The sequence below is a fragment of the Sphingomonas horti genome (assembly GCF_009753715.1).
Taxonomy (GTDB): Bacteria; Pseudomonadota; Alphaproteobacteria; order Sphingomonadales; family Sphingomonadaceae; genus Sphingomonas_B; species Sphingomonas_B horti.
In genome coordinates this window covers 509,143-533,289 of the sequence record NZ_WQMS01000016.1, presented here as the reverse complement: position 1 = coordinate 533,289, position 24,147 = coordinate 509,143, and the positions used below count along the sequence as shown (strand labels likewise).

Annotated in this window: 23 protein-coding genes; 13 read left to right on the top strand and 10 right to left on the bottom strand. The window is 67.5% G+C overall.

What is annotated here, in order from left to right:
• Positions 1-186: 186 nt before the first annotated feature.
• From GON01_RS15450 to GON01_RS15440, 3 genes are read left to right on the top strand one after another with little or no spacing between them, the layout of a single operon-like run.
• Positions 187-2,535 carry an integrase catalytic domain-containing protein gene (locus GON01_RS15450; RefSeq protein ID WP_157028228.1) on the top strand — a complete coding sequence of 783 codons (2,349 nt, stop codon included), beginning with the start codon at positions 187-189 and terminating at the stop codon, positions 2,533-2,535.
• Positions 2,536-2,584: 49 nt separating this feature from the next.
• Positions 2,585-3,676: a TniB family NTP-binding protein gene (locus GON01_RS15445; protein ID WP_157028227.1), complete on the top strand. Its 1,092-nt coding sequence runs from the start codon at positions 2,585-2,587 to the stop codon at positions 3,674-3,676.
• Entirely contained in the window at positions 3,669-5,546 is a 1,878-nt protein-coding gene (locus tag GON01_RS15440; RefSeq protein WP_157028226.1) for a hypothetical protein, read from the top strand. The genes GON01_RS15445 and GON01_RS15440 overlap by 8 nt, the downstream gene beginning before the upstream one ends.
• A 352-nt stretch (positions 5,547-5,898) precedes the next feature.
• Here the strand turns inward: GON01_RS15440 and GON01_RS15435 are convergent, their stop codons facing one another.
• From GON01_RS15435 to GON01_RS15415, 5 genes are all read right to left on the bottom strand, one after another.
• Positions 5,899-6,798 (bottom strand): MBL fold metallo-hydrolase, encoded by a 900-nt coding sequence (locus GON01_RS15435; protein ID WP_157028225.1) that lies wholly within the window; start codon positions 6,796-6,798, stop codon positions 5,899-5,901.
• 62 nt (positions 6,799-6,860) lie between these two features.
• Positions 6,861-7,586 (bottom strand): metallophosphoesterase family protein, encoded by a 726-nt coding sequence (locus GON01_RS15430; protein WP_198159867.1) that lies wholly within the window; start codon positions 7,584-7,586, stop codon positions 6,861-6,863.
• A complete protein-coding gene (locus GON01_RS15425; RefSeq protein ID WP_157028224.1) occupies positions 7,573-8,352 on the bottom strand; it encodes a nucleotidyltransferase in 780 nt (259 codons plus the stop codon). The genes GON01_RS15430 and GON01_RS15425 overlap by 14 nt, the downstream gene beginning before the upstream one ends.
• A gap of 42 nt (positions 8,353-8,394) precedes the next feature.
• Complete coding sequence (locus GON01_RS15420) at positions 8,395-9,000, bottom strand: DUF4267 domain-containing protein (RefSeq protein WP_157028223.1); 606 nt, start codon at positions 8,998-9,000, stop codon at positions 8,395-8,397.
• The gene (locus tag GON01_RS15415) at positions 9,000-10,184 is read right to left on the bottom strand and encodes a zinc-dependent alcohol dehydrogenase (RefSeq protein WP_157028222.1); all 1,185 of its coding nucleotides are present in this window, start codon (positions 10,182-10,184) and stop codon (positions 9,000-9,002) included. The genes GON01_RS15420 and GON01_RS15415 overlap by 1 nt, the downstream gene beginning before the upstream one ends.
• A gap of 248 nt (positions 10,185-10,432) precedes the next feature.
• Between GON01_RS15415 and GON01_RS15410 the strand changes: the two genes are divergently transcribed.
• Complete coding sequence (locus GON01_RS15410; RefSeq protein WP_157028221.1) at positions 10,433-10,669, top strand: hypothetical protein; 237 nt, start codon at positions 10,433-10,435, stop codon at positions 10,667-10,669.
• 121 nt (positions 10,670-10,790) lie between these two features.
• Here GON01_RS15410 and GON01_RS15405 read toward each other — a convergent pair whose 3' ends face one another.
• Positions 10,791-11,645: a metal-dependent hydrolase gene (locus GON01_RS15405; protein ID WP_157028220.1), complete on the bottom strand. Its 855-nt coding sequence runs from the start codon at positions 11,643-11,645 to the stop codon at positions 10,791-10,793.
• A 94-nt stretch (positions 11,646-11,739) separates the two neighbouring features.
• On the opposite strand from GON01_RS15405, the gene GON01_RS15400 reads away from it, so the two are divergent.
• The 5 genes from GON01_RS15400 to GON01_RS15380 all read left to right on the top strand — a co-directional run bounded on the left by GON01_RS15400 (position 11,740) and on the right by GON01_RS15380 (position 16,390).
• Positions 11,740-12,318, top strand: coding sequence for a TetR/AcrR family transcriptional regulator (locus GON01_RS15400; RefSeq protein WP_157028219.1), 579 nt, complete (start codon positions 11,740-11,742; stop codon positions 12,316-12,318).
• A gap of 40 nt (positions 12,319-12,358) precedes the next feature.
• Positions 12,359-13,408, top strand: a complete 1,050-nt coding sequence (gene obgE / locus GON01_RS15395; RefSeq protein WP_157028218.1) for a GTPase ObgE — start codon at positions 12,359-12,361, stop codon at positions 13,406-13,408.
• A 136-nt stretch (positions 13,409-13,544) separates the two neighbouring features.
• Entirely contained in the window at positions 13,545-14,318 is a 774-nt protein-coding gene (locus GON01_RS15390) for a PEPxxWA-CTERM sorting domain-containing protein (protein WP_232328873.1), read from the top strand.
• Positions 14,319-14,368: 50 nt separating this feature from the next.
• Positions 14,369-15,472, top strand: a complete 1,104-nt coding sequence (gene proB / locus GON01_RS15385; protein WP_157028217.1) for a glutamate 5-kinase — start codon at positions 14,369-14,371, stop codon at positions 15,470-15,472.
• A gap of 6 nt (positions 15,473-15,478) precedes the next feature.
• On the top strand, positions 15,479-16,390 hold the full coding sequence (locus tag GON01_RS15380) for an NAD-dependent epimerase/dehydratase family protein (RefSeq protein WP_157028216.1): 912 nt from the start codon (positions 15,479-15,481) through the stop codon (positions 16,388-16,390).
• On the opposite strand, the gene GON01_RS15375 is transcribed toward GON01_RS15380, so the two are convergent.
• Entirely contained in the window at positions 16,387-16,956 is a 570-nt protein-coding gene (locus tag GON01_RS15375; RefSeq protein ID WP_232328872.1) for a Pycsar system effector family protein, read from the bottom strand. The two genes, GON01_RS15380 and GON01_RS15375, sit on opposite strands and share 4 nt — an antisense overlap.
• Positions 16,957-16,996: 40 nt before the next feature.
• Between GON01_RS15375 and GON01_RS15370 the strand changes: the two genes are divergently transcribed.
• The 3 genes from GON01_RS15370 to GON01_RS15360 are packed head-to-tail and all read left to right on the top strand — an operon-like array spanning position 16,997 to position 20,547.
• Positions 16,997-17,239, top strand: a complete 243-nt coding sequence (locus tag GON01_RS15370) for an acyl carrier protein (RefSeq protein ID WP_157028215.1) — start codon at positions 16,997-16,999, stop codon at positions 17,237-17,239.
• A gap of 4 nt (positions 17,240-17,243) precedes the next feature.
• Positions 17,244-18,500: a serine palmitoyltransferase gene (gene spt, locus GON01_RS15365; RefSeq protein ID WP_157028214.1), complete on the top strand. Its 1,257-nt coding sequence runs from the start codon at positions 17,244-17,246 to the stop codon at positions 18,498-18,500.
• A gap of 52 nt (positions 18,501-18,552) precedes the next feature.
• The gene (locus GON01_RS15360) at positions 18,553-20,547 is read left to right on the top strand and encodes an ATP-binding protein (protein WP_157028213.1); all 1,995 of its coding nucleotides are present in this window, start codon (positions 18,553-18,555) and stop codon (positions 20,545-20,547) included.
• Here GON01_RS15360 and GON01_RS15355 read toward each other — a convergent pair.
• The 3 genes from GON01_RS15355 to GON01_RS15345 are packed head-to-tail and all read right to left on the bottom strand — an operon-like array spanning position 20,504 to position 22,830.
• Positions 20,504-21,352 carry a hypothetical protein gene (locus GON01_RS15355; protein ID WP_408640935.1) on the bottom strand — a complete coding sequence of 283 codons (849 nt, stop codon included), beginning with the start codon at positions 21,350-21,352 and terminating at the stop codon, positions 20,504-20,506. The two genes, GON01_RS15360 and GON01_RS15355, sit on opposite strands and share 44 nt — an antisense overlap.
• 9 nt (positions 21,353-21,361) lie before the next feature.
• Complete coding sequence (locus GON01_RS15350; protein WP_157028211.1) at positions 21,362-22,324, bottom strand: diacylglycerol/lipid kinase family protein; 963 nt, start codon at positions 22,322-22,324, stop codon at positions 21,362-21,364.
• An 11-nt stretch (positions 22,325-22,335) separates the two neighbouring features.
• Positions 22,336-22,830: a DUF2141 domain-containing protein gene (locus GON01_RS15345; RefSeq protein WP_157028210.1), complete on the bottom strand. Its 495-nt coding sequence runs from the start codon at positions 22,828-22,830 to the stop codon at positions 22,336-22,338.
• Positions 22,831-22,940: 110 nt separating this feature from the next.
• Here GON01_RS15345 and lptF point away from each other — a divergent pair, with 110 nt between their 5' ends.
• Entirely contained in the window at positions 22,941-24,146 is a 1,206-nt protein-coding gene (gene lptF / locus GON01_RS15340) for an LPS export ABC transporter permease LptF (protein WP_157028209.1), read from the top strand.
• Position 24,147 lies beyond the last annotated feature (1 nt).

The following is a 24,147-nucleotide window of genomic DNA, read 5'->3' as shown; positions in this document are numbered from 1 at the left end:
GTGCCTGCGACCTGCCATCCCAATTCTCCTTCGGGTTCCAGACTATGATACAATCTGGACCACTCAGAAGGGGGCAGCTCACCATCCACGGCGCCGCGTCCGGGTTTGCAGGCCCGGTTCAACCGAGACCGTGCCTGCGGTCGGCGGAACGCCGACGCACGCTCTCTCCACGCAAGGAGAAGACGCGTGAACGAACTGCCCCTCCCGAAGTATAACTATCCGGTCGGCACGATCATCGAGATCGACGGCCGCCCCTACAAACCTCCGGTCAACCCGGTGCCAGGTCGCCTCATGCTGATGGACTGCCACACCGGCCAACCGTTCCTCATCCCGGACGGCCAGGGCGGAACGGCCATGCCGACCGAGGAGGATTTCGACCGGCTGCTCCGCGACGAACGCGCCATGGTGGTGTTCCCCGATCACGTCGTCGCCTCGCGCCTGCTCGCCGCCAAAGCCGAGTTCGATATGTCCGACCTGCTGGCGATCGACCCCGGCCTGCGGAAGGTCCAGGCGCAGATCGAAACGCTCGACGCCAACGGCGTCCCGAACGGCGTCAAGGCGATCACGGCGGGCCTCGAGAAGCACTGGACCGAAGAGCTGCGCGCCGAGTTCGGCGAGCCCGACAACCCGCACACGATCAAGCGCTGGCGCAGCGAGCGCGGCAAACCCGGCGCCCGCGAGCCCAAGCTGCTGGTGCGCCTGAACGGCAAGGTGCCGCGAGCGCCCTACCTCCACGAGCACGTGGAGGAGATCATGCAGAAGCACGCCCTCGACACCGAGCAGAACAAGCGGCCCATCAAGTCGGGATACGCGCTCGCCGCGACCGAACTGCACGACGTCAACCTCGGCCGCAGCGCGCTTTACCCCCAGCCGGACGCGCCCCACCCGATCCCGTCCTACGACACCTTCCGTCGCAAGTGCATCGCGGTGCGCGGCTCGGAGACGGTCGGGATCAAGGACGGCAAGGAAATGGTCGAGAGCGCGATGCGCGGCGGCGGCAGGCCGCTGACCGCCGGCCGCATCTTGGAGAAGGTCATTGTGGATCACACGCCGCTGTCGGCCTTCGTCGTCATCGATCCGGAGCGCGACATCGTGGCCGGCAGGCCGTGGATGACCTTCGCCATCGACGTCCACAGCCGCGCGGTGATCGCTTGGGTCATCACCTTCAAGCCGCCCAGCTATTGGACGGTATGCGAGGTGCTGCGGCGCATGAACCTCCCCAAGCGGCCGCCGCCGCAGGACGCCGCGCGATACCGCATCCTCACGCGCATCTGCGGCAAGCCCGCCGAAGTCCTGCTCGACAATGCCGCCGAGTTCACCGGCCACGGGCTCGAGGACGCGGCCAAGTCAGCCTCCTTCTCGGTCACCTTCTGCCCGGTCAAGGCGCCGCGCTACCGCGCGATCGGCGAACGCGTGAACGGGACGGTCGAGCGCAAGATGCTAGAGAACCTGCCAGGTGCGTCGATGACGATCGAATACAATCGTCGCACGGGTCACGATGGCGCCGACCTCGCCTGTGTCACGATGAATGAAATCGAGGCGCTCGCGAACAAGGCGCTCGCGGAATACCACACCGAGATTCATGAGGGCATCGCCATGCAGCCCGCCCTCGCGTTCCAGAAGTCGGCCAACCGGCACGGAATCGACGTGATGGGCGACACCCGCCGCTTCCGGCTCGACACCCTCGACGTCCAGCTGAACGTGCGCATCACGAAGAGCGGCGCCCGCGTCTTTAACGGCCTGCGCTACTTCTGCCACCAAGGGGTGCCGCGCCTCATCGACAACAACCTGCGATTCGAGCCCCGACGCCAGGCCCGCGTCGACGCCTCGATCACCACCAAGATCAAATTCGACCCCGAGAACATCGCCGTCATCCACGCATGGGACAAGACCACCAGGTCCTACGTCGAACTGCGGTGCCAGGACGAGACCTACGCCGACGGCATGCCGCTCTGGTTCCACCGCGAGCTGGTCGACATGAAGAAAGCCGAGGCGACAGCGCCACCCGAGAAGACCGCCAAGCCGCGGTCCCGCCGCGCTGCCCAGGCAGCCGATGGAGACATCCCCGGACCGTCGCTGCGCCGCCTTTCGGACAACGACGACGAGGTCGCGCCCAAAGGCTTCAACACCGAGGCCGAGCGCCTCGAGGCGCGCGCCCGCCGCATCGCTGCGGTCCGCGCAGTCGGCCCCGGCGCAAGACACCGTGAGCGCCTCACGCTCGCCCGTCTCTACGAGACCCCGCGCCTGCGGCAGATCACAGGCAACATCGTCCACCTGGACACCGACTACGCACAGGCCGTCTCGCTCGACGACTTCATCGCGCACGACGCGTCCTCCCAGACCGCACTCGACGCGGAGATCCTCGCCGACCGTCCCCCCGACCCGCGCCGCAAGGAGCGGACCGGCCGCGGCGACCGACGCGACGCTGCCACCGGCACAAGGCCCGGCAAGGTCCGGGCCGGCACGGCTGGGCGGCCGACCGCCGACGACGAAGACTTCCTGAAGCCGAGCCGCCGCCGCGGCGCAGCTGCCTGAACCGCACCGCCCCGCCCGCGGTGCGGGCGGGGCCCCAAGGAGATCCCGCATGAGCTTCCAACAGACTGAAACGCTCGACGACCCGGACTTCGACCTCGACTCCCTGAACGAAGCCGTATCGACCCTCACCGGCAAGCCGCTCGACCCGGCCACGCTCTCCGGTCCCATGCTCGTCGCCTACAGGCGCCTGCTCGTCCGCGCCATCCGCTGTCCCTACGCGCCCCAGACCGAGATGGACGAGACCTTCGAGGAGATGCGCACCGCGGCGCCCCTCCTGCGCCTCGCGCGCTTGCCACAGCCGGCGGTCCGGATCCTGGCACACAGCTTCACGGGCAAGAGCGTTGGCGCCCGCGACTATGTCCGCCGCGTCGTGGCGAGGCTCGGGACGGAGACCTCGTCCGTCGTCTACGTGAAGCTCGACAGCGAGGGTTCCGTCGGATCGCTCGCCGCCGATATCCTGCGCGCGCTGACGGAGGCGCGGCCCGAAAGCCTCACGCCCGACAAGCGGTGGGCGCGCGCCCGCCGCAGCATCAAGGAACACAAGGTCGACCTCCTCATCTTCGACGAGTTCCAGCGCGCCGGCCGCCGCCTCACCATCCACCCGGTCATCGCAATGAAAATCCTCGACATCCTCGACGATGGCGACTGCGCGATCGCGTTCGTCGGCAAGCTGAAGGCCAAGAACATCTTCAAGACCACCGAAGACCTAGGCAATCGCCTCGACACGCCCGTCAGCATCGGGCGCCTTCGCTGGACGACCCATGCGGATGAGTTCATGGCGTTCGCCCACGCCTTCGACCAGGCGCTCGTCGACAGCGACGTGATCCGGTTCAAAGCCGGCCTTGGCAACCCCGATACCGCGCAGCTCCTGCTCGAAGCCTCCAGTGGCTTCATCGGCCAGTTCAGCCGCATCATCGAGACGGCTGTGGTGAACATCACCCGCGCCGGCCACGACGGCATCACCCGTCGTGACCTCTCCGATGCCGTCCAGGACTGGGCCGTCAGCAACGGCCGCATCACCTACAATCCTTTCGAGGAGCAGCCGGACACCGGGTCGGGCGAGGGCGACGACGCAGACGCCAATACCGAGGCCGACACGGACGACCAGGTGGACACCGGCCAGGAGGTTGCCCATGACTGACTTCGCCTTCATCCCCTGCGAGTCGTTCAACGGCGCCGTCTCCCGCTGGGCCGATCAGGTCGCGGGCCTCGAGAAGTTGGGCGAGATCACCTCGCATGCCGGCGTGATCTACGGGCACCGGCAGACCGCGCCCTTCGCTTCGCCCGACCATATCAGGGCCTTGGCCGCCGCGATGAACGTAGACGCCGCGGAACTGCTCGCCCGCGCCACACCGCGTATCTCCGCTCAGGTGACGGGCGCCCAGGACCGCCACAACTTCTTTGGCACCCTCATCCCCAGCTTCCTCATCGCCAAGAACTTCCGGCGCTACGCGCCTGGCGCCTTCGCGCGGTCGCTGGCCGATCCTGACATCGGCACCGCCTACGACCGCGCCATCTGGCACATCCGCCTCTTCCCGTTCGACATCGACACATGGGAATTCCTGCTCGACAGGTGTCCGTCCCCTGATTGCAACGTCCGGCCGGGCTGGCAGCACACGCTCGGCATCGACTTCTGCGCCGCCTGCATGGCCGATCTCAAGAAGGCCTCGACGTCCCACGTTCTCGAGGAACTCCGGCCGCAGCTCGAGCTCGCCGTCGGCCTCGTCCACCCCGATCCCATCCGACGCGCCGCCTCCCTCGCCGCACTGCCCCCCATACTGGCCGAAGCAGGCGCTGCCACCACACTCGACCTCATAATGCGGCTGATCCCCGTCGTCGATCCCAGCATGGACACGCAGATCGCGAACAACCTCAAGTCCCCTCCCGCCCAGCTCGCCCGTGCCGTAGCGGCCGCCTGGAAGATCGTCGCCGGCTGGCCACGCACGATGAACGCGATGATCTCCACCCGCATCGCCACCCGCACGGCCCGTCACTCGGACGGCAACGCTGGCCGGACTCTCCGCTTCGTCGCCTTGAAGCGCATCGCCGACATGCCTCCCGCGCTCTCGCCGATCGTTTCCGCCTGGCGCGAATCCATTAGCCTGCAGGGCCCCAACCGTGACCAGATCCTCGAGAGCACGAGGTCGATCACCGACGCCGCCAGGATCATCGGCCTCGGCTCCGGCGCGGTCGCCGGCCTCCGACGCAGCGGCATCCTCGCCACCATCTTCGTCCTCGACCAGAACCGGGCCGAGCCCCGGTTCTCGACCTGGGAATTCGAAGACCTCGAGCGCCGCTACGGCGTCCGCACGCCCATAGACTCCGCGCGCCAGCCGCTCGGCGTCTCCTGGCACGGCGTCGAGCAGCTCGTCGCGATGAAGCTCCTACAGCGTGAGACGCATCCCTTCTTCGAGGCGCGCTACGGGGCCATGCAGATCGTCGCGTCCTCGGTCGAGGCACTGATCGACTCCATCGCCTCAAGCCCGACCGGCGACCCAACTCAATGCACGCTGCCGCTCCATTCGGCCATGAAGGCCGTTGGAAAACGCATGAAGCCCTGGGGGCCCGCCCTCGCGGCGCTCCTCGATGGCACGCTGCCCTACGTCGTCGCAGACCGGGCCGCACCGCTGACCCGCTGTATCCTGGTGCAGCCCGTGGCGAAGGCGTTCCTGCGCACCCTGAAATTCGATCCGATGGACGCGGCCTTGGAGCGGATCACCTACGCGACCCACATGTCCAAGGTCGAGGCAGGCGAGACCCTAAACCTCGGCTTCAGCCAGTCGATCCCGCTCCTCAGCCAAATCAAGACCGCGACAGGCACCAAGAGGAAACTCGTCCCCGTCCACTACGTTCTCGACCTCGCCGACATCCACATCTCATCCACCGAGCTGGCGGCCCGGCGGGGAGTGACGACCCAGCGCGCCTACCACGATGCGATCAAAGCCGGCATCCCGGACCTGGGTCCCGGCGGATTCTGCAGAACGGCGGCTGAGAAGGCGTTCTTCCAATGAGCAGAGCTCCCAACCTGCACTAAGACCCAGACCAGCCCGTCGATCCGAGCTGCGCTCCCTTTCCGCATACGAGCCGCTGAGCGGGGGCCGGCATCTAACGCGGCGGGCTGAACGGTGAAAACCGGCTCCGTCTGGCGCGGCGGCTGACTCGGACGGCACAGCCTGCGGCTCGTCGCAGCGTGGGCCTCATTCAGATTTCCATTGTGCCGTCCAGTAAGCGCTTGATACCGCTGGATAGGAGCAAGGGCCTGCAAAGGTGTCGCGCTGTAGGAGCAAGGTAGTGCATCTTCTCCGGTGCGTATCCGGCTCGGCCTAAGGGAACGCGGCGCAGCCGTTTTGCGACCGGACACTGCTAGCCTGCCGCAGGGGCCGCGCCCGGCGATATATGGGCGCGCGCTCGGCTCGGGGGCGGGCGCACGGGCGAACGGCCGCCTTGCATCGCCTCGAGTTCCTTCTCGTCGTGCGAGCAGAAGATCGTGACGTCCGAGCCCCTGTCGCGCTTCAGCTCGCGCAACCGCTGCTGGTTTTCGAACCGCAGGGCGCGGTCCGTGTCCATCAACGTCTGGTAGAAGCGCAGGCCTGGGGTGCACCGACGCCGGTCGGCATCCAGCTCCCGGCGGTAGAAATAGGCGTCGCCGGCATTCAACACCCAGCCGCCGCCGGTCTGGATGGCGATCCCGGCATGGCCCGACGTATGGCCGCCCAGCGGCACCATCAGGATTTCCGGCGGAAGCCCGTCGAGCTGGCGCACGCTGTCGAAGCCGAACCAGTCCTCGCCGCTTCCCGCATAGGTCCGCCAGTCGCGCACATCGTCCCACTGGGCGGGGCGATAGCGCCGCTTGGCGATGAAGCCGCGGCGCTTCTTCTCCGCGGCTTCGCGCTCCGCCTCCATCACATGCACGCGCGCCTGCGGGAAGTCCTCGATTCCGCCGGCATGGTCGAAGTCGAGATGCGTGAGCACGATGTGGCGCACGTCGCGCGCCGAATAGCCCATCGCCTCGATCTGACGGAGCGCGGTCTCGCGCATGCGGAAGCGGATGTTCAGCAGGACGTGGAAGAACAGGCTGAGCCGTGGATGCGGATGCTGCACGTCCTCTACCCCATAGCCCGTGTCGATCAGCACCAGGCCGTCATTGGTCTCGACGAGCTGGGCGGCGCAGGGGATGAGGCCGAAAATGCCTTTGCTGAACCCGTCGAACAGGGCCCCGCCCAACGGGCAGTCCGTGCCGCACTTCAGATAATGGACACGCATCGGCGCTTAACGGCACGCACGGCAGGATGTTCCCCGGGGCCGCTACGCCGCGCGAAGCAGCCTTAGACGGTGAACAGCGCGTAAGGGCGGTCGAACTTTGGCCGCACCACGAACTGAGCGACGTTATAGACCGGGGTGCCGGCCCGGGTGCGGCCTTCGTAGCAGCCGTGATGGGCGTGGCCGTGAAGCACTAATTTGACGTGGTCGAAGCGGTCGATCGCGTCGGCCAGGCGGGCCGAGCCGAGCCAGGGAAAAATCTCGATCGGCTCTCCCTCCAGCGTCTGCGGGATCGGGGCATAGTGGAGCACCGCGACCGAGCGGTCGGTGCGCAGCGAGCGCAGGCCGTTCTCCAGCTTGCGCGCCTCGTTGTTCGCTTCCTCGACGATCGCCTTCAGCGGCGCTTCGCCGAACGGCGCCAGCTCGCCGCGCCCGAAGCCGCCCAGAAAGCCTTTCACCCCGGCAAAGCCGACGCCGTGCAGCTCGATCGCCTGCTCGTCCAGGATCGTCATGCCGGCCTGGTGCAGGATCTGCGCGACCGCCTCCGGCTGGCCGCATTCATGGTCATGGTTGCCGAGCACGCCGATCACCGGCCTGGTCGCGCAGCGAAGATCCTCGGCCAGGATCTCGGCTTCCCTGGCCTTGCCGAAATTGGTGAGGTCCCCGCACAGCACGATCACGTCCGCCTGGTCCGACATTTCCTTGAACAGCTCGGAATAAGGGCGCGTCGCGGTCTCGGTGACGTGCAGGTCGCCGATCGCGGCGATCGTCATTGGCTCAGTGGTGCTCATAGCGTTCTTCCAGGTTGCCGAAGGCTTCGGAAAAGCCCCATTCGGTGACGTCGATCTCATAGTCGCGCGGGCTGAAGATGCGGCCGCGGCAGACCTTCACGCCAGGGCCCGGCATCGCGCGCTGCGCCGCCAGCCGCTCCAGTAGCTCGTCCATCAGCCATTGCGGGATCAGGTCGCGTTCGCTCGGATAGACGAAGCGGAAGTTCAGCAGCGCGATCAGCAGCACTTCCCAGTGCAGTTCGAGATGATCGAGGAGGCGTCGCCAGTCGATCTCGGCATGCTTCCTGAGGATCAGGTGCGCGACATCGGCGCCGTCATAGCGATAGCGGTCCTGGACGAAGATCTTCGACCAGATCAGTTCGGTCGGCGGCACCAGCTGGACGACCGTGTCGTAGATACGGGCCTGCGGCGCGCCTTGGAACCAGTCGTCGCCGACGGTGCTGCCCGAGGTCGGCATGTTGAAGATAAGATCGATGAACAGCTCGCCGCGCGTGATGCGGGCCAGCCAGCGCTCGTCGACCATCTCGACCGGCCGGCCATGCTCGCGAAGAAAGGCGAGGATCTTCAGCGCGTCGCTCGGCTTCGCGAACAGGTCGACATCCTTGGTCGGCCGGTTGATGCCGGTGTAGCAGGACAGCGCGTAGGTGCCCGACAACAGGAACGGATAGCCTGACGCCGCCAGCAGCTTCAGGCTCTCCGCGTAGAAGTCCTCGCGCTCGGGGGCGACGCGGAGCTCGGGCGAGTGGAGGTCGTCGGCCTCGGCCATCGCACTGGAACGGCGGGGCCGGGGCTCCGTTCCCCGCCCCGCTCAGCCGATCGACACGCCTGCCGGTACCGGCGCCTGGCCGGCATCGGTCTCGGTGCGGGCCGGGTCGGCGTCGCCCGAATGCGCCCTGTCCTTGCGGGCATCGCGGCTGGCGACGGCCGGCCCCTTTTCCCGCTTCTCGCGATACCAGCCGCGCGACGCTTCGACGCCCTTGGGCAGGCCCGAGCGGTCGCTATAGTCGGCCGGCGCCGGACGTTCGCCGCCGCGCTTCGCCATCAGCGTCGCCGCGAACGCGTCGAGCGCCGCGAAGCCGGCGGCGGCGCCCACGCCGATCCAGGCGTTCCGCCGCTTCTCGGCATCGTCGCTGCGGGTGCCGAGCGCGACTGTCGCGAGGTCCATCACGTCGCCGGCCGCGCGCGCCCAGAGCGCCGGCACGGGATCGGTCGAAAGCGTGCCGATCGCGGAGCCGATCTCGCGCACGCCATAGGCGCGCAGCAGGCTCTCCTTGCCTTCCAGGCCGAACATCCTGGCGAAGCGGCCGGGGGCGATCAGCTCCGCCGCGCCGAGCCCGAGCGCGAACAGGCCGATGCCGCGCACCAGCGCGTCCGATGCCGTGAGCGAGCTGTCGCTGCCATATTTCCAGGCCATCACGCCGCCTCCTGTCCGGGCTTCAGCACCACCTTGATGCAATTGTCCTTCCGGCTTTCGAATGTCGGGTACATCTCCGGCCCCTTCGCCAGCGGCTCGGTGTGGGTGATGACGAAGCTCGGATCGAGCACGCCTTCGTCGATCAGCTCGATCAGCTCGTCGGTCCAGCGGTTGACGTGGGTCTGGCCGGTGCGGATCGTCACGCCCTTGTTCATGGCAGCCCCGAACGGCAACTTGTCGACCACGCCGCCATAGACGCCCGGCACCGACAGCACGCCGCCGGGCCGCACCATCAGCATCGCCTCGCGCAGCGTGTGCGGCCGGTCGGTCTCCATCATCAGGCTCTGTTTGGTCCGGTCGTAGAGATGCTCGGGCAGGATCTGGGAGTGGGATTCCATGCCGACCGCGTCGATGCACTTGTCCGGCCCCTTGTTGTGGGTCAGCTCGTTCAGCCGGTCCTTCACGCTTTCCTCGGCCGGATTGATCGTGACCGCGCCGGCGGCGGCCGCCATGCTGAGCCGTTCGGGCAGGAAGTCGATGGCGATCACCTGCCGCGCGCCCAGCAGCACCGCGCTGCGGATCGCCATCTGGCCGACCGGTCCCGCGCCCCAGATCGCGACCGTGTCGTCGGGCTCGATGTCGCAATAGACCGCCGCCTGCCAGCCGGTCGGCAGGATGTCGGACAGGAACAGCGCCTGCTCGTCAGTGAAATGGTCCGGCACCTTGATGTGGGTCGTGTCGGCCATCGGCACGCGCAGATACTCGGCCTGTCCGCCCGAATAGCCGCCGGTCAGGTGCGTGTAGCCGAACAGGCCCGCGGTCGCGTGGCCGAAGACGAGCTCCGCCACCTTCGCGTTGCGGTTCGAGCGCTCGCACACGGAGTAATTGCCCCGCCGGCATTGGTCGCATTCGCCGCACCAGATCGTGAACGGCACGACGATCCGATCGCCGGGCTTCAGCGCCTTGTTGTTCTTTCCGACCTCGACCACCTCGCCCATCGTCTCGTGGCCGACGATGTCGCCCGGCTTCATGCCGGGCATCAGATTGTGGAACAGGTGCAGGTCCGACCCGCAGATCGCGCAGCTCGTCACCTTGATGATCGCGTCGCGTCCGTCCTCGATCTCGGGATCGGGCATGGTCTCGTAGCGGATGTCCTGCTTGCCGTGCCAGACGAGCGCCTTCATCGCGTATCTCCTGCTGAGGGTCAGGCAACAACGTGGCGGCCGGGGCCGCGTTGCAATGCGCTGCGTACGCGAAACGATCGGTTCGTGACGGTGGACCAAGGGCTTGGCGGGTGTAGCAAATTCACCACACCGTCGAGCGAAACGGCGGGAGGGTGCTTGCCTTCGGTTTCGGATCGGCTAGAGACGGTGCGAGTGTGCGAGTGATCGCGCACGCGATTCACTTTTTGTGCCGTTCAGGGAGGCAAGAAATGTTCAAGCGTGGTTTGATGGCTGCTGTCGCAGCGGCCAGCATGGTGGCGACCCCGGTGCTCGCGCAGAGCAGCGCGTCGAAGCTGTCGGTGGCGTCATCGGTTCGCGCGAATGCCGCGGCGAAGGGCGAGAACCTCTTCGGCGGTGGCGCCCTGATCGGCGTGCTGGTGTTCGCGGCCGTGGTCGGCGTGATCTACGCGGTCGCCGAAGGCAACGACGAGTCGGTCAGCGCCTAAGCGCCGGCTGACTGCCAGAAAAATACGCCGGCGGCTCATTGAGCCGCCGGCGTTTTCGTGTGCGCCGAAAAGATGCCGAAGCCCGCTCCTCTCGGAGTGAACGTGCTCCGCTCAAGAAAGCTCAGGCTGCCGCGGGCACGCGTGCGTCAGGGTAGACGCTGTCCGCCCGCTGGATCAACGCGCGGTCGTCATGATTCCACGGATGGAAACCGGGCAGGAAATAGGCGACCCAGGCGGGGAATATCCGAGTCACCGGGCCCGGCGCCGCGACAAGGTACCAGAGCAGCCGAGCGCGGGCGCCAAGCCCCCTGATCCCATCCTGCGCGAGCAGCTCGATCGTGCCCTGCCAGCGCTTGGTCCAGAAGCGGTAGGTGACGAGCAGCATCATGATGCTCTTCACTTTCCAGCGCTTCCACCGCGTCCAGTCGCGCGTCGCGTGCAGCCAGGTGTCATAGGCGACGCCCTTGTGCTCGATCTCCTCGATCGCATGCCACTGCCACATCGCCTTGGTCTCGGCATCGACGCCGGCAAAGTAACGCGGATGCTTCAGCATCATCTGCGCCAGCATCGCGGTGTAATGCTCCAGCGCCATCGTGACGGCGAGGTTCAGGATCTGGGGCCGGCCCTTGGTCAGCTCGAGCGAATCGGCCACTGCCTGTTCGAGACGCGAGACGTCATAGCCCGCCTCCGTCACGCGCTTGTTGAACGCGACATGCTCGCGGCTGTGCATGACCTCCTGCATCGTGAAGGCTTTGATCTCCGCCTCCAGCTTGGGCGGCGCGCCGTCGCGGAAGGCCTTCACGCTTTCGATGAAGAAGGCCTCGCCGCGCGGAAAGGTGATCGACAGCGCGTTGTGCCAGGCGGTCGCGACGGGGTCGCCGCCGTGCCACCAGCGATCCTGCTTCGCGCCGCGGCCGAAGCGCCGGTCGCGCGGCGTGATCGTTAAATCGGCAGGCGTTTTCGCCGCGAATTCCATGACCCTCTCCTCACCAGCAACAGGCCACATACTGACATATTTGTCAATAAACTCTTCCGTTTCAGCGACGGCCGGAATGGCGTAGGAGCCGTTCATGTCGCTCGCCAAACGCCGCCTATCGCCCGAAGCCAGCCGCTCCGCTGCGCTGGAGGCGGCGCGCGAGCTCTTGGTCGAGGCGGGGCCACAAGCGGTCACGCTGAAGGCAGTGGCGGCGCGGATGGGCCGCACCCATGCCAACCTGCTCCACCATTTCGGCTCGGCGGCTGGGCTGCAGAAAGCGCTCGCCGAGGCGATGGCGGAACGGATCACCCGGCGCATCGGCGAAGCGGTGATGAAGGTGCGCGCCGGCCAGGGATCGCGCCGCGACGTCGTCGACCTGACCTTTGACGCGTTCGAAAAGGGCGGCGGCGCGCTCGCTTCCTGGGCGATCCTCTCTGGCAACGAGGATGCGCTCGATCCGATCCTGCAGGCGATCCATCGGCTGATGGACGAGCTGAGCGACGGCACCGCCCATGACGACGACATGCGCCGTGACACGCTCGACCTGGTGCTGAGCGCGATGGGCGACGCGTTGCTGGGCGAAGCGATGGCCAGCGCGCTCGGCCTCCCCCGCGACACTGCGCGCGAACTGGCAGCGGCGCGGATGACCGCGGGTCACGACGATCAGGGCTGATGGGTAGCGGCGGGGCGCGACTCCGCCTATCTGCCGCGCCATGCATTTCCTCGACCAGGCGAAAATCTTCGTGCGATCCGGCGCCGGCGGCCCCGGTGCCGTCAGCTTCCGCCGCGAAAAGTTCATCGAGTTCGGCGGGCCCGACGGCGGCGACGGCGGCAAGGGCGGCGACATCGTGTTCGAGGCGGTTGCCGGGCTCAACACGCTGATCGACTTTCGTTACACGCAGCATTTCCGCGCGCCGCGCGGCACCGGCGGTTCGGGCGGCAACAGGACGGGCGCCGGCGGCCGGGACCTGGTGATCAAGGTGCCGGTCGGGACCCAGATCCTCGCCGACGACGAGGAGCGCAGCCTGCTCGCGGACTTAACCCGGGTCGGCGAGCGTATCGTATTCCTACGCGGCGGCGACGGCGGGCGCGGCAACGCCAGCTACAAGACTTCGACCAACCGCGCGCCGCGCCAGCACGGCACCGGCTGGCCGGCCGAGGAAGCCTGGGTGTGGCTGCGCCTGAAGCTGCTCGCCGACGCCGGACTGGTCGGGCTGCCGAATGCCGGCAAGTCGACCTTCATCAACGCTGTCACCAACGCGCAGGCGAAGGTCGGCGAATATGCGTTCACGACCACCCGGCCGCAGCTCGGCGTCGTCCGACACAAAGGTCGCGAATTCGTGATCGCCGACATTCCCGGCCTGATCGAGGGTGCGGCCGAAGGTGCCGGCATCGGCGACCGCTTCCTGGGCCATATCGAGCGCTGCCGCGTGCTGCTGCACCTGGTGGACGCCAATGACGAGGATGTGGGCGAGAGCTACCGCATCGTCCGCGACGAGTTGGAAGCTTATGGCGCGGGGCTGGCGGACAAGCCGGTGGTGATCGCTCTCAACAAGATCGATACGCTCGATGATGAACTGATCGCGGCACTCTCTGCCGAATTGGAAGCGGCGAGCGGGCAGCCGGTCATACCGGTCTCGGGCGCCAGCGGCGTGGGCGTGGACTGGACGCTCGACAGACTGCTCGAAGCGATTGGTCCCGAGTCGGCGACGGTCGATGCCAATGACGAAGGCGAAGACGCGATCGAGTGGTCGCCGCTCTAACCTCCTCTGTCCCGAAATGGTGCGGAAATCGCCGCAGCCGGGCCGTGCATCTGCAGGCGAATTGCGCTATAGTGAGTCGGCTTATCCAGCGCCCGGATTCCAAGACATAACGGCGCATTCGTCTGTAGGGGGTATCATGAAGCTCAACCGCTTGGCCGCTCCGGCCGCCGTCGCTGCTGCATTCGCAACGACTTACGCGGCACCCGTGCTTGCAAAGACGCCGGCTGTGTTCAACTTCACTGTCGGCAGCAACAGCAACGTCTCGGACGGCAACGCGCGAATCTTCAGCGCGACTTCGCCCGACCTTGGCCTGTTCAGGGTCAGGGCCACCGGCTGGAGCCTGGAAACGGTCAACGGCGTCACATATGTTCGCGATTCCAAGCTGATGGTCTATTCGGGCGGCCTGGGCGTCACGTCCGGCGACGACCAGAATGGCGACGACAATCAGCACACGATCGACAACGACAAGCGGAAGGATTTCATCATCCTTCAGTTCGACAAGCCCGTCGCCCTGATGACCGCGACCTTCAACACGTTCAGCGTGCGCGGCCAGAGCAAGGACAGCGACGCGACGATCAAATATGGCTGGAGCGATCTCGCCTGGAACAGCGGCCTGAACCTGAACAACAAGAACGTGTCGGTGCTGAACGCGCTGTTCGACGGCACCTACACCTCGTTCGCGCCCAGCAACAACGGCGCCAGCAACACTCGCAACATCAACCCGGACCTGCACTGGGGCGACATCTGGCTGATCGGCGCCGACTTCACCAATACGGACCGCCGGATCGACGGCTTCAAGATCACCAATCTCGCGGTGATCCCGGAGCCCGCGACCTGGGCCATGATGATCGCCGGCTTCGGCTTCGTCGGCGCCGTCGCCCGCCGCCGCGCCCGGCCGCAATTCGCCTGACGCCGCGTTCGCCGTTGGCGCGGCGCATGGCCTCGCGCTAACGGCAGGCGATGCCGCTCTTTTCCCCCGCAGATTGCCCGCGCCTGGTCGTCAAGATCGGGTCGGCGCTGCTCGTCTCGGACGACGGGCAGGTGCGCAGCGACTGGCTGCGCGGCATCGCGGCCGAGATCGGCGAACGGACCAGGGACGGCCAGCAGGTCGCTATCGTCTCGTCGGGCGCGATCGCGCTCGGCGCGCGGCGGCTCGGGCTGGCGAAGGGCGGGCGCGCCTCGCTGGAGGACGCGCAGGCTGCGGCGGCGACCGGCCAGATTGCGCTCAGCCAGGCCTGGGCGGAAGCACTGGCCGCGGAAGGGCTGGGTGCCGCGCAGATGCTCGTCACGCTCGACGACCTTGAGGACCGGCGCCGCTATCTGAACGCCGCCGCCACGCTCCACCGCCTGCTGAGCCTCGACGTCGTGCCGGTGATCAACGAGAATGATTCGGTCGCAACGGCCGAAATCCGGTTCGGCGACAACGACCGGCTCGCCGCCCGCGTGGCGCAGGCGGCGCGAGCGCACGGCGTGCTGCTGCTGAGCGACGTGGACGGGCTCTACGACCGCGATCCTTCGCTGCCCGGCGCGCGCCACGTTCCCGTAGTCGAGCGGATCGACGGCACGATCGCGGCGATGGCCGGTCGCGGCTCCTCGTCGGGCATGGGCTCGGGCGGCATGGTCTCGAAGATCGAAGCGGCCCGGATCGCGGCGAGCGCCGGCGTCGCGCTTGCGATCGCGTCAGGGCGCGTAGCACGGCCCCTGTCCGTCGATGCGCCGCACACGCTGTTCGTGCCGGAGCGTCAGGCGCGGGCGCGCAAGGCGTGGCTCACCGGTCTGCTGACGGCACGCGGCGCGATCCATGTCGACGCCGGTGCGGCGCAGGCACTCGCCGGCGGCGCCAGCCTGCTCGCGGCCGGCGCGCTGCGTGTCGAGGGCAGCTTCGGGCGCGGCGACATGGTCACGATCGTCAGCGGCGAACAACCGGTCGCGCGCGGCCTGTCCGAATATGATTGTGCCGACGCCGCCCGCATCGTCGGCATCAAGAGCGATGCGCAGGCCGAAATCCTCGGCTATGCGCCACGCTCCGCGCTCGTGCATCGTAACCATCTCGTGTTGATCTGAACAGCAATGCCGCTTCCCACCCTTGCCATTACAGGCGGCACCGGTTTCGTCGGTGCCACCCTCGTCCGCCACGCGGCGATGCGCGGCCATCCGGTGCGCGCGCTCACCCGCCGCCCGCAACCGTCCAGCTCCAAGATCGAGTGGATCGAAGGCTCGCTGGAGCAGCCCGAATCGCTGGTGCGCCTCGCCGTCGGCGCCGATGCGGTCATCCATGTCGCCGGCGCGATCAACGCGCGCGACCGCGCCGGCTTCCAGGACCATAATGTGTTCGGCACGCTGAACATGGTGGAGGCCGCCAAGGCCGCCGGCGTGCGGCGCTTCATCCATGTCAGCTCGATGGCGGCGCGCGAGCCGGAGCTGTCCGACTATGGATGGTCGAAGGCGCGATCGGAGCAGGTGGTGGGCGCGAGCGGCCTTGAATGGACCATCGTGCGTCCGCCCGCCGTCTATGGGCCCGGCGACCGCGAGACGCTCGAGCTGTTCAAGATGGCCAAGCGCGGCCTGGTCTTCCTGCCACCGCCGGGCAAGATTTCGGTGATCGAGGTCAGCGACCTCAGCCGCTTCCTGCTGACGCTGATCGGCCATGACGAGACGGTCGGCGACACCTACGAGCCGGACGACGGCTATGAGCAGGGCTGGACGCACCGCCAGTTCGCCGAGGCGATCGGCGCCGCCGTCGGCCGCAAGCGGCTGACGACGATCTCCGTACCGCGCGCCCTGATGCGCGGCGGCGCGCGTATCGACCGTCTGGTGCGGGGCAAGCGGGCCAAGCTGACGCTCGATCGCGCCAGCTATTTCAGCCATGCCGATTGGGTCGCGCACCGCCGCCCGCCGGCCGAGCTCTGGCGCCCGCATATCGAGACCAACGCCGGGCTGAAGGCGACCGCCGTCGCCTACCGCGCCGCCGGCTGGCTTTAGAGATTGACCCAGCCGAGCCGGTCCACCGCGAAGGTGATCACCGTCAGCAGCATGCCGACCAGGAACGTGCGGTAGGACAGCGCCAGGAACCGGTATTTCTTGCGCCTCAGCACCGCGCCGTTTTGATAGATGTCCCGCGCCATCGTGCGGTACACATCCTCTTCCTCCTGCATGTGCTCGATCAGCCGATCGATATATTCCTCCTGCTCCAGCTCGGTGAACGAGCCGAAGAACAGCAGGTTGAGCGGCGCGCCCGGCTTCGGCTTGACCGCGGGCAGCACCGCCATCACCGCGAGCGCGGCGGAGGCGAGCGCGAAGGCGGCGAGCACCAGCATCTCAGGCGCCACATAGCCTTTCGATGTCTGGTTCAGCGTTATCGTGAACACGACGAAGGTCGCGCCCATCAGGATGCTGGCCTTCGCATCCGCCATCGCCGAGAGCTGGACCTGGATCTGCTGGGTCGTGCGGATCAGGTGGATCGCGTCGGGTGCGTAGCGCTTGGGCTTGGCTTCGTACGGCAACTCGTCCCCCTGTTCAGTCGCGGCGCTGCCACCCTTCAGCCGCAATCGCTTGGCAAGGCCCGCCGAAGCGCATTAGGGGCCGCTCATGCCGACACGTCAAGAAATCGAAACCACCGTCCACCGCCTGATCGAGCCGTTCAACAAGAAGGGCGTGGCGCTGACCGACGCGACCACCTTCGCCGGCGATCTCGAATGGGACAGCCTGACCGTCATGGATTTCGTCGCCGCGGTCGAGGACGAGTTCGACATCATCATCACGATGAACATGCAGGCTGAGATCGAGACCGTTGGCCAGCTCGTCGACGCGGTCGGCAAGCTCCAGGGGTGAGCCGATGACCGACAGCCTCCAGACCGCCGACGCGCCGACGATCGAGACGGTCGCGCCGGAACGCGACCTGATGTCCAAATTCGATGGCCTGATCGCGGAGCGCCAGGCGCTGCTCGACAGCGGCGTGCGCGATCCGTTCGCGATCGTGATGGATCAGGTGCTCTCGCCCACCGAAGCGGTGATCAAGGGCAAGAAAACGATCCTGCTCGGCACCTACAATTACATGGGCATGACCTTCGATCCGGACGTGATCGCGGCGGGCAAGGAAGCGCTCGAGACCTTCGGCTCCGGGACCAACGGCAGCCGCATGCTGAACGGCACCTTCCGCGACCATATGGAGGTGGAGCAGGCGCTCAGGGAATTCTACGGCACCAGCGGCGCGATCGTCTTCTCGACCGGCTACATGGCCAATCTCGGCATGATCGCGACGCTCGCCGGCAAGGGCGAGTATGTGATCCTAGACGCTGACAGCCATGCCTCCATTTATGACGGCTGCGCGATGGGCGTGGCCGAGATCGTCCGCTTCCGCCACAATTCGGTCGAGGACCTCGACAAAAGGCTGGGCCGCCTGCCGCCGGAACCCGGCAAGCTGGTCGTGCTGGAAGGCGTCTATTCGATGGTGGGCGACATCGCACCGCTGAAAGAGATGGTCGCCGTCGCCAAGAAGCACGGCGCGATGGTGCTGGTCGACGAAGCCCATTCGATGGGGTTCTTCGGGCCGCACGGCCGCGGCGTCTATGAGGACCAGGGGCTCGAGGGAGAGGTCGATTTCGTCGTCGGCACCTTCTCCAAGTCGGTCGGCACCGTCGGCGGCTTCTGCGTGTCGAACCATCCCAAATTCGAGGCCATCCGGCTCGCCTGCCGGCCCTATATCTTTACCGCCTCGCTACCGCCTTCGGTGGTCGCCACCGCGGCCACCTCGATCCGCAAGCTGGCCCACGCGCACAACAAGCGCCAGCATCTGTGGGAGAACGCGCGGCGCGTGCACCAGGGCCTGACGCAGCTCGGCTTCACGCTCGGCACCGAGACGCCGCAGTCCGCGATCATCGCCGTGATCCTGCCGACGCAGGACCAGGCGGTCGGCATGTGGCAGGCGCTGCTGGAGGCCGGCGTTTACGTCAACATGGCGCGTCCGCCGGCGACGCCGGCCGGCATGTACCTGCTCCGCTGCTCGCTGTGCGCGGAACATACGCGCGAGCAGGTCGATCAGGTCGTCGACATGTTCGCACGGGCTGGCCGCGCAATGGCCGTAATTCCCTGACCAAGCTGGACAGAAGTCGTTAACCACGTCTTTTGTAACAAGCGGCGTGGGGATGGTTAACGTTTCAGCTCATGATGCCGAGCAGGGCTCGGCCACTGTGCGGCGCGCGCTGGGAATCGCGCTGGCGCTGATGACCGCGATCGGCCTGATCGCGCTCACCGTCTTCGTGACGAACTCCAGCCGACAGCGCGACGAGGCGCTGGCCGCGCAGCGCCACAGCTTCGAAGTCATCATTCTCGTCCGCACGCTGCAGAGCACGATGGCGGAAGCGGAGCTGAGCCTCGGCCGCTACGTCGTCAGCCTGCAGCCCGAATTCGGCCGCGTCTATGTCGACGATTGGCGCCGCGCCGGCTTCGCGATCAACCGGTTGCGCGAAGTCACGCGCGACAATCCGCAGCAGGCGCAGCTGGCGGCGAAGCTGCGCGCCTATTACGACCAGCGCGGGCGGCTGCTGTCGAGCGCGGCACTGCGCACCCGCTATGACCAGAAGATCAACGGCCTCGCGATCTTCGACCGCGCCGGCAAGGTGGCCAGCCGCAAGGAATTGAACGGGACGCTGGACGAGATCATCGCGATCGAGAACCGGGTGCTCGACGCGCGCATCAATCACGCCAACGCGTCCCTCGACCAGTCCAATTGGGCTGCGACGCTGCTATGGGCGTTCGCCGTCCTGCTGGTGATCGGGGCGGCGATCCTGGGATTCAACGTCGTCCAGGCCGCGGCCGACCGGCGCGCCGCGCGCCGCGATGCCGACGAGGTCGCGCGCCGCGCCGCCGAGCTTGAGGACGCGGTCGCCGAACGCACCGCCGAGCTGCGGCGTACCAACCAGGCCCTGCTCGCGGAGGCGGCCGAGCGAGAATCTGCCGAGGCGCAGCTGCGCCAGGCGCAGAAGATGGACGCGGTGGGTCAGCTCACCGGCGGCATCGCGCACGATTTCAACAATATGCTCGCTGTCGTGATCGGCGGCCTGGAGCTGGCCAAGCGCCGGCTGGAGGGCGACAATGATGCCGGCCGTCATATCGAGAACGCGATGGAGGGCGCCAGCCGCGCCGCGGCGCTCACCCGGCGCCTGCTCGCTTTCGCGCGCGCGGAGCCGCTGCTGCCAGAGGCGGTCTCGCCGGACACGCTGATCGGCGGCATGACCGATCTGCTCGACCGCACGCTTGGCGAGCGCATCAAGGTCCGCACCCGCTTCGCGAGCGGCGACTGGCAGGTCTGGGTCGACAAGCACCAGCTCGAGAACGCGCTGCTCAATCTTGCCGTCAACGCGCGCGACGCGATGGACGGCGAAGGAACGCTGACCTTCGGCACGGCGATGCGCAGCGTCGGCGAAGGCGAGCTGGGCGACACGCGCGCCGGCGACTATATCGCGATTTCGGTCGCGGACACCGGCTGCGGCATGGACCAGTCCGTTCTCGACCGCGTCTTCGAGCCGTTCTTCACCACCAAGCCGGTCGGCAAGGGCACGGGCCTGGGCCTCAGCCAGATTTTCGGCTTCGTCCGCCAGTCTCAGGGCGAGATCGTGATCGCCTCGCAGCCGGGCGTCGGCACGACGGTCACGCTGCTGCTGCCGCGCTTCCGTGGCGGGCAGCGCGTCGCCCCGGCCGAGCTGAAGCCGACGCGCGTCGCTGCCCGGGCGACGGAGGAGCAGGCGACGATCCTGGTCGTCGAGGACGATGCGCGCGTGCTGAACGCGACGGTGGAGGCGCTGGCCGAACTGGGCCATCGTCCGATCCCCTGCCCCGGGCCCGACCAGGCCGAGGCCCTGATCGCCGCGCATCCCGAGATACGGCTGATCCTGTCCGACGTGGTGATGCCGGGCACGACCGGGCCCGAGCTGATCGCCTCGCTGCAGCCGCGCCATCCGCACATCGGCGTGCTTTTCGTGACCGGCTATGCCGGCGAGATCGACGAGGCGACCGCCTTTGCCGGCCATGACGTGCTGCGCAAGCCGTTCACGATCGGCGCCCTATCCAACGCGGTCCAGGCGGCGCTCGCCAGGACTAGCGGACCGCCCCCTTTCGAAGCAGCCGCGGCAGCAGAATGAGCGCGCCGAGCAGCGGGTGACGCCGCTGCCAGGGCTTGACGACGATGCCCGCGCCGGCGTGCCGGTTGATCTTCCAGGCCAGGTAATCGACGCCGCCGGCGAAGGTCAGGCTCGCCTTGGCCAACCGCACCAGCGTCATCAGCTTGCCAGTCCGGCGAAGCCGCCGCCAGCGCGCGTCGGAATACAGGGCCGGCGGCGCGACGGCCTCGCCGATCCGCACATATCGGGCCGGATCCCAATCGACGATCGATCCCGGCCGGTCGCCGCGCTCGGCGCGAAGCTCGGCGCTGTAGGTCAGCGTGAAGCCGCGCCGCCAGCGATCCAGCAGGTCCGCCCCGGCCGGCGCAAGCGACAGCAGCGTCACGGGCGCCTGGGCGACCCGATCCATGGCCGCCCGCCGCGCGTCCTGGTCCGCCGACCAGACCAGCCGCACAGGCTGCGCGAAGCGGGCCCATACCGACACGGTGCTCGCGCCCGGCCCGGTCAGCCGCGCGAAATCGGCGTCGCTAAGCACCGCGTACTTGGCGGCGACGCCGTTGCGCTCGAACGGGAACACGTTGGGCGGGATCAGCCGGTTGGCCCAGGCCAGCCAGCGACTGCCATAGGCCTCGCGATAATCGCGCACGATCAGATAGAAATCGAGCATGTGCCCGTCGATCTCGCCGGTCCTGAGACACGACCCGTAAAAAAGCACGGCGCGCGCGCCGGGGTACAGCGCCGCGATCGCCGACGCCGCGTCGGAAACGCGCGGATCGACCGGCTGCGCCAGCTCGTCCGCGATGAGTTTCTCCAGCTCGCCCATCAGGGCAGGGGATTACGCGGCGAGCTTCAGGAACGGAACCGGCGGCGTGGTGCGCAGCACGATCGGGTTGCCGGCGGTCGTCACGAATACTTCGCCGTCGAGCACCACGTTCGATCGCTCGCCGGCGATCTCGATCTCGTCGCCCTGCTCGATATGCACGCCCTGCAGCCGGTTGCGACCCAGCCGGCCGCGGATGCTCGCGACCAGCGCGCGGAACAGCGTGCCCGGCCCCTGCTCCACCGCCATCAGCTTCAGCCGCCCGGCATCGCCCTGCGCCCTGCTGCCGAGCAGCAGCCGCTCCAGCGTGGTCACGATCAGCAGCGTGAACCGCCCGGAGAACTGGCCGCCGCGCTTCAGCGAAACGCTGACCGGCGCCGGCCGCGGCGGCAGGAACGCCGCGCGCACGCCCAGCATCACCGACACGATCACCGCCAGCGCGGTCAGCACGTGGCTAATGCCGTTGGGCAGTCCCAGCGGATAGATTTTGGTCCGGCAGAAGATGATCGAGTCCGCGAGCCCCGCGCCGCCCAGGAACATGCCCAGCACCGGCCGGCTATCGCGACCGTCCGACAGCGCGATCAGCTCGCGCTTGACGGTGTGCGGCGCGAGATCGGATTGCGCCAGCTCCACGATTCGCTCCAGCGCCGCGAGCGGATCGCCCTGTGCGCCGAGGTCCAGCGCGATCAAGTTGGTCTTGCCGTTCGGCAGCACCGCGACCGGCGGCGGCGCCTCGCCGAAATATTTGCCGCCGTGCAGCTCCGTCAGCGCCGCCTGCACCGACCCGTCGCCGCCATTGATGACGATCACCTTCGGCTGCACCCGCGCGATGGTGCGCATCGCGTCCGGGATCTGGTCGAATTCCTCCACCTCATAGTGGAAGACGTCGGGATTGCGCGCGCAATAGGCCCGCACGCGGGGAAGCAGGGCGCGATTGCCCGTCGATCGCGGATTGGAGAGGAGCGCGACGCAGGCCATCGGGTTTCGCCTCAGCCCTCGCGCACCGGGCCGATCGACAGCCCCTTGCGATATTGAAGAGTGACGTCCACCGGCCGCACGCTCCTGCCGACCTGGATCACCACGTCGTTGAAGCTCGGTTTCAGGTGGAGCAGCGAGATGTTCGGGTTGCGCGAAAAGCCGCCGCCGTCCGACCAGCCGGATTTGCCGTTTCCGTCCAGGTCGTGCCGCACCGCAACCGCATAGGCGCCGGGTGCCGGCAGCGCGACGCACACGTCCATGCGGCCCGATGGGGAGACCGGCACGTCGATCCGCCGCAGCTTCTTGCCCTTGGCAAGGAAATCGGCGGGATTGGAGCCGTAGATCTGGACGCGCAGCGTGCCCTGGCGCTCCTTGAACCCGCCGACGCGGACCAGCACCGCAGTGTCGCCGCGCGTGCACGCGGCGGTGTCGCCATACATCGCCGCCGCCGGGGCGTTCCACGCCGCCGCCGCTACCGCGAGACAAGCAACCGCAACTTTCTTCATGACCATCTCTGCAACCGCGGCTATAGCGGACGCGCCGCACCGCACCTTTGCTGTGGAATTGGTGAAGCTTTGCGGCCAAAACATGGTCGCAGGGCGTCTAGAATTCGAAGATGTTGTCCGCCTTAGACCGATATCTCGCCCGGCTCATCGCCGTTCCCCTGCTCGCCTCGCTCGTGATCGCGGCGATGCTGCTTGTGCTCGACAAGATGCTGCGCCTGTTCGATTTCGTGGCCGAAGAGGGCGGTCCGGTCAGCGTCGTGTGGCGGATGCTGGCGAACCTGCTGCCCGAATATCTGTCCTTGGGCATCCCGATCGGATTGATGCTCGGCATCCTGCTCGCGTTCCGCCGCCTCGCCACCTCGTCGGAGCTCGACGTGCTCCGCGCCGTCGGCCTCGGCTATGGCCGGCTGCTGCGCGTGCCCTTCATGTACACGATCGCGCTGGCGCTGCTGAACCTCGCCATCGTCGGCTTCATCCAGCCGAAGGCGCGCTACGCGTATGAAGGGCTGCAGTTCGAGCTGCGCTCGGGCGCGCTCGGCGCGTCGATCAAGGTCGGCGAGTTCACCAGCCTCGGCCCGCAGATGACGGTGCGGATCGAGGAGAGCCACAATTCGGGCGCCGACCTGTCGGGCATCTTCGTCCGGGCGGAGAACCGCCAGGGCCGCAACCTCGCGGTGACGGCCGAAAAGGGCAGCTTCCTGCGCACCGACGATCCCAACGTCATCATCTTTCGCCTGAAGAACGGCACGCTGGTCCATAACGAGCCGGGCTTCAGGGTGCCGCGGGTGCTGAGCTTCACCTCGCACGACCTGCCGATCGACCTGCCCAAGATCGAGCGCTTTCGCGGTCGCGGCGGCAAGGAGCGCGAGTTGACGATCCCGGAGCTGGTGCGGATCGGCCATGACGAGAAGCTGCCGCTGCCGCAGCGCAACGAGAGCCGCGCGAACTTCCACTTCCGCGTCGTCGAGGTTGCGATGATGTTCCTGCTGCCGCTGCTCGCCGTTGCCCTCGCGGTGCCGCCGAAGCGTTCGACCTCGGCGCTCGGCGTATTCCTGTCGATCGTGATGGTGGTCACCTATCACAAGGTGAACGAATATGCGCAAGGCATGGGCGCGCTCGGCCGCATCGACCCGCTGATCGCCCTATGGGTTCCCTTCATCCTTTTCGCGGCGCTGATCTGGTATCTGTTCTACCAGCTCGCCTTCGTGCCCGGCGGCCAGCCGATCGGCGGGCTGGAGCGTGCCTTCGCCAAGGCCGGCGGCGCCGTCCGCCGCTGGCTGCGCATCCGGCGCCGGCGCCCCGAGGCGACGGCGTAAC

Bases quoted from the DNA above. Each gene is read 5' to 3' on its own strand.
- GON01_RS15445 (WP_157028227.1), top strand. From the start codon at position 2,585: ATGAGCTTCCAACAGACTGAAACGCTCGACGACCCGGACTTCGACCTC.
- GON01_RS15440 (WP_157028226.1), top strand. From the start codon at position 3,669: ATGACTGACTTCGCCTTCATCCCCTGCGAGTCGTTCAACGGCGCCGTC.
- GON01_RS15435 (WP_157028225.1), bottom strand. From the start codon at position 6,798: ATGCGTGTCCATTATCTGAAGTGCGGCACGGACTGCCCGTTGGGCGGG.
- GON01_RS15430 (WP_198159867.1), bottom strand. From the start codon at position 7,586: ATGAGCACCACTGAGCCAATGACGATCGCCGCGATCGGCGACCTGCAC.
- GON01_RS15425 (WP_157028224.1), bottom strand. From the start codon at position 8,352: ATGGCCGAGGCCGACGACCTCCACTCGCCCGAGCTCCGCGTCGCCCCC.
- GON01_RS15420 (WP_157028223.1), bottom strand. From the start codon at position 9,000: ATGGCCTGGAAATATGGCAGCGACAGCTCGCTCACGGCATCGGACGCG.
- GON01_RS15415 (WP_157028222.1), bottom strand. From the start codon at position 10,184: ATGAAGGCGCTCGTCTGGCACGGCAAGCAGGACATCCGCTACGAGACC.
- GON01_RS15410 (WP_157028221.1), top strand. From the start codon at position 10,433: ATGTTCAAGCGTGGTTTGATGGCTGCTGTCGCAGCGGCCAGCATGGTG.
- GON01_RS15405 (WP_157028220.1), bottom strand. From the start codon at position 11,645: ATGGAATTCGCGGCGAAAACGCCTGCCGATTTAACGATCACGCCGCGC.
- GON01_RS15400 (WP_157028219.1), top strand. From the start codon at position 11,740: ATGTCGCTCGCCAAACGCCGCCTATCGCCCGAAGCCAGCCGCTCCGCT.
- obgE (WP_157028218.1), top strand. From the start codon at position 12,359: ATGCATTTCCTCGACCAGGCGAAAATCTTCGTGCGATCCGGCGCCGGC.
- GON01_RS15390 (WP_232328873.1), top strand. From the start codon at position 13,545: ATGAAGCTCAACCGCTTGGCCGCTCCGGCCGCCGTCGCTGCTGCATTC.
- proB (WP_157028217.1), top strand. From the start codon at position 14,369: ATGCCGCTCTTTTCCCCCGCAGATTGCCCGCGCCTGGTCGTCAAGATC.
- GON01_RS15380 (WP_157028216.1), top strand. From the start codon at position 15,479: ATGCCGCTTCCCACCCTTGCCATTACAGGCGGCACCGGTTTCGTCGGT.
- GON01_RS15370 (WP_157028215.1), top strand. From the start codon at position 16,997: ATGCCGACACGTCAAGAAATCGAAACCACCGTCCACCGCCTGATCGAG.
- spt (WP_157028214.1), top strand. From the start codon at position 17,244: ATGACCGACAGCCTCCAGACCGCCGACGCGCCGACGATCGAGACGGTC.
- GON01_RS15360 (WP_157028213.1), top strand. From the start codon at position 18,553: ATGGTTAACGTTTCAGCTCATGATGCCGAGCAGGGCTCGGCCACTGTG.
- GON01_RS15350 (WP_157028211.1), bottom strand. From the start codon at position 22,324: ATGGCCTGCGTCGCGCTCCTCTCCAATCCGCGATCGACGGGCAATCGC.
- GON01_RS15345 (WP_157028210.1), bottom strand. From the start codon at position 22,830: ATGAAGAAAGTTGCGGTTGCTTGTCTCGCGGTAGCGGCGGCGGCGTGG.
- lptF (WP_157028209.1), top strand. From the start codon at position 22,941: ATGTTGTCCGCCTTAGACCGATATCTCGCCCGGCTCATCGCCGTTCCC.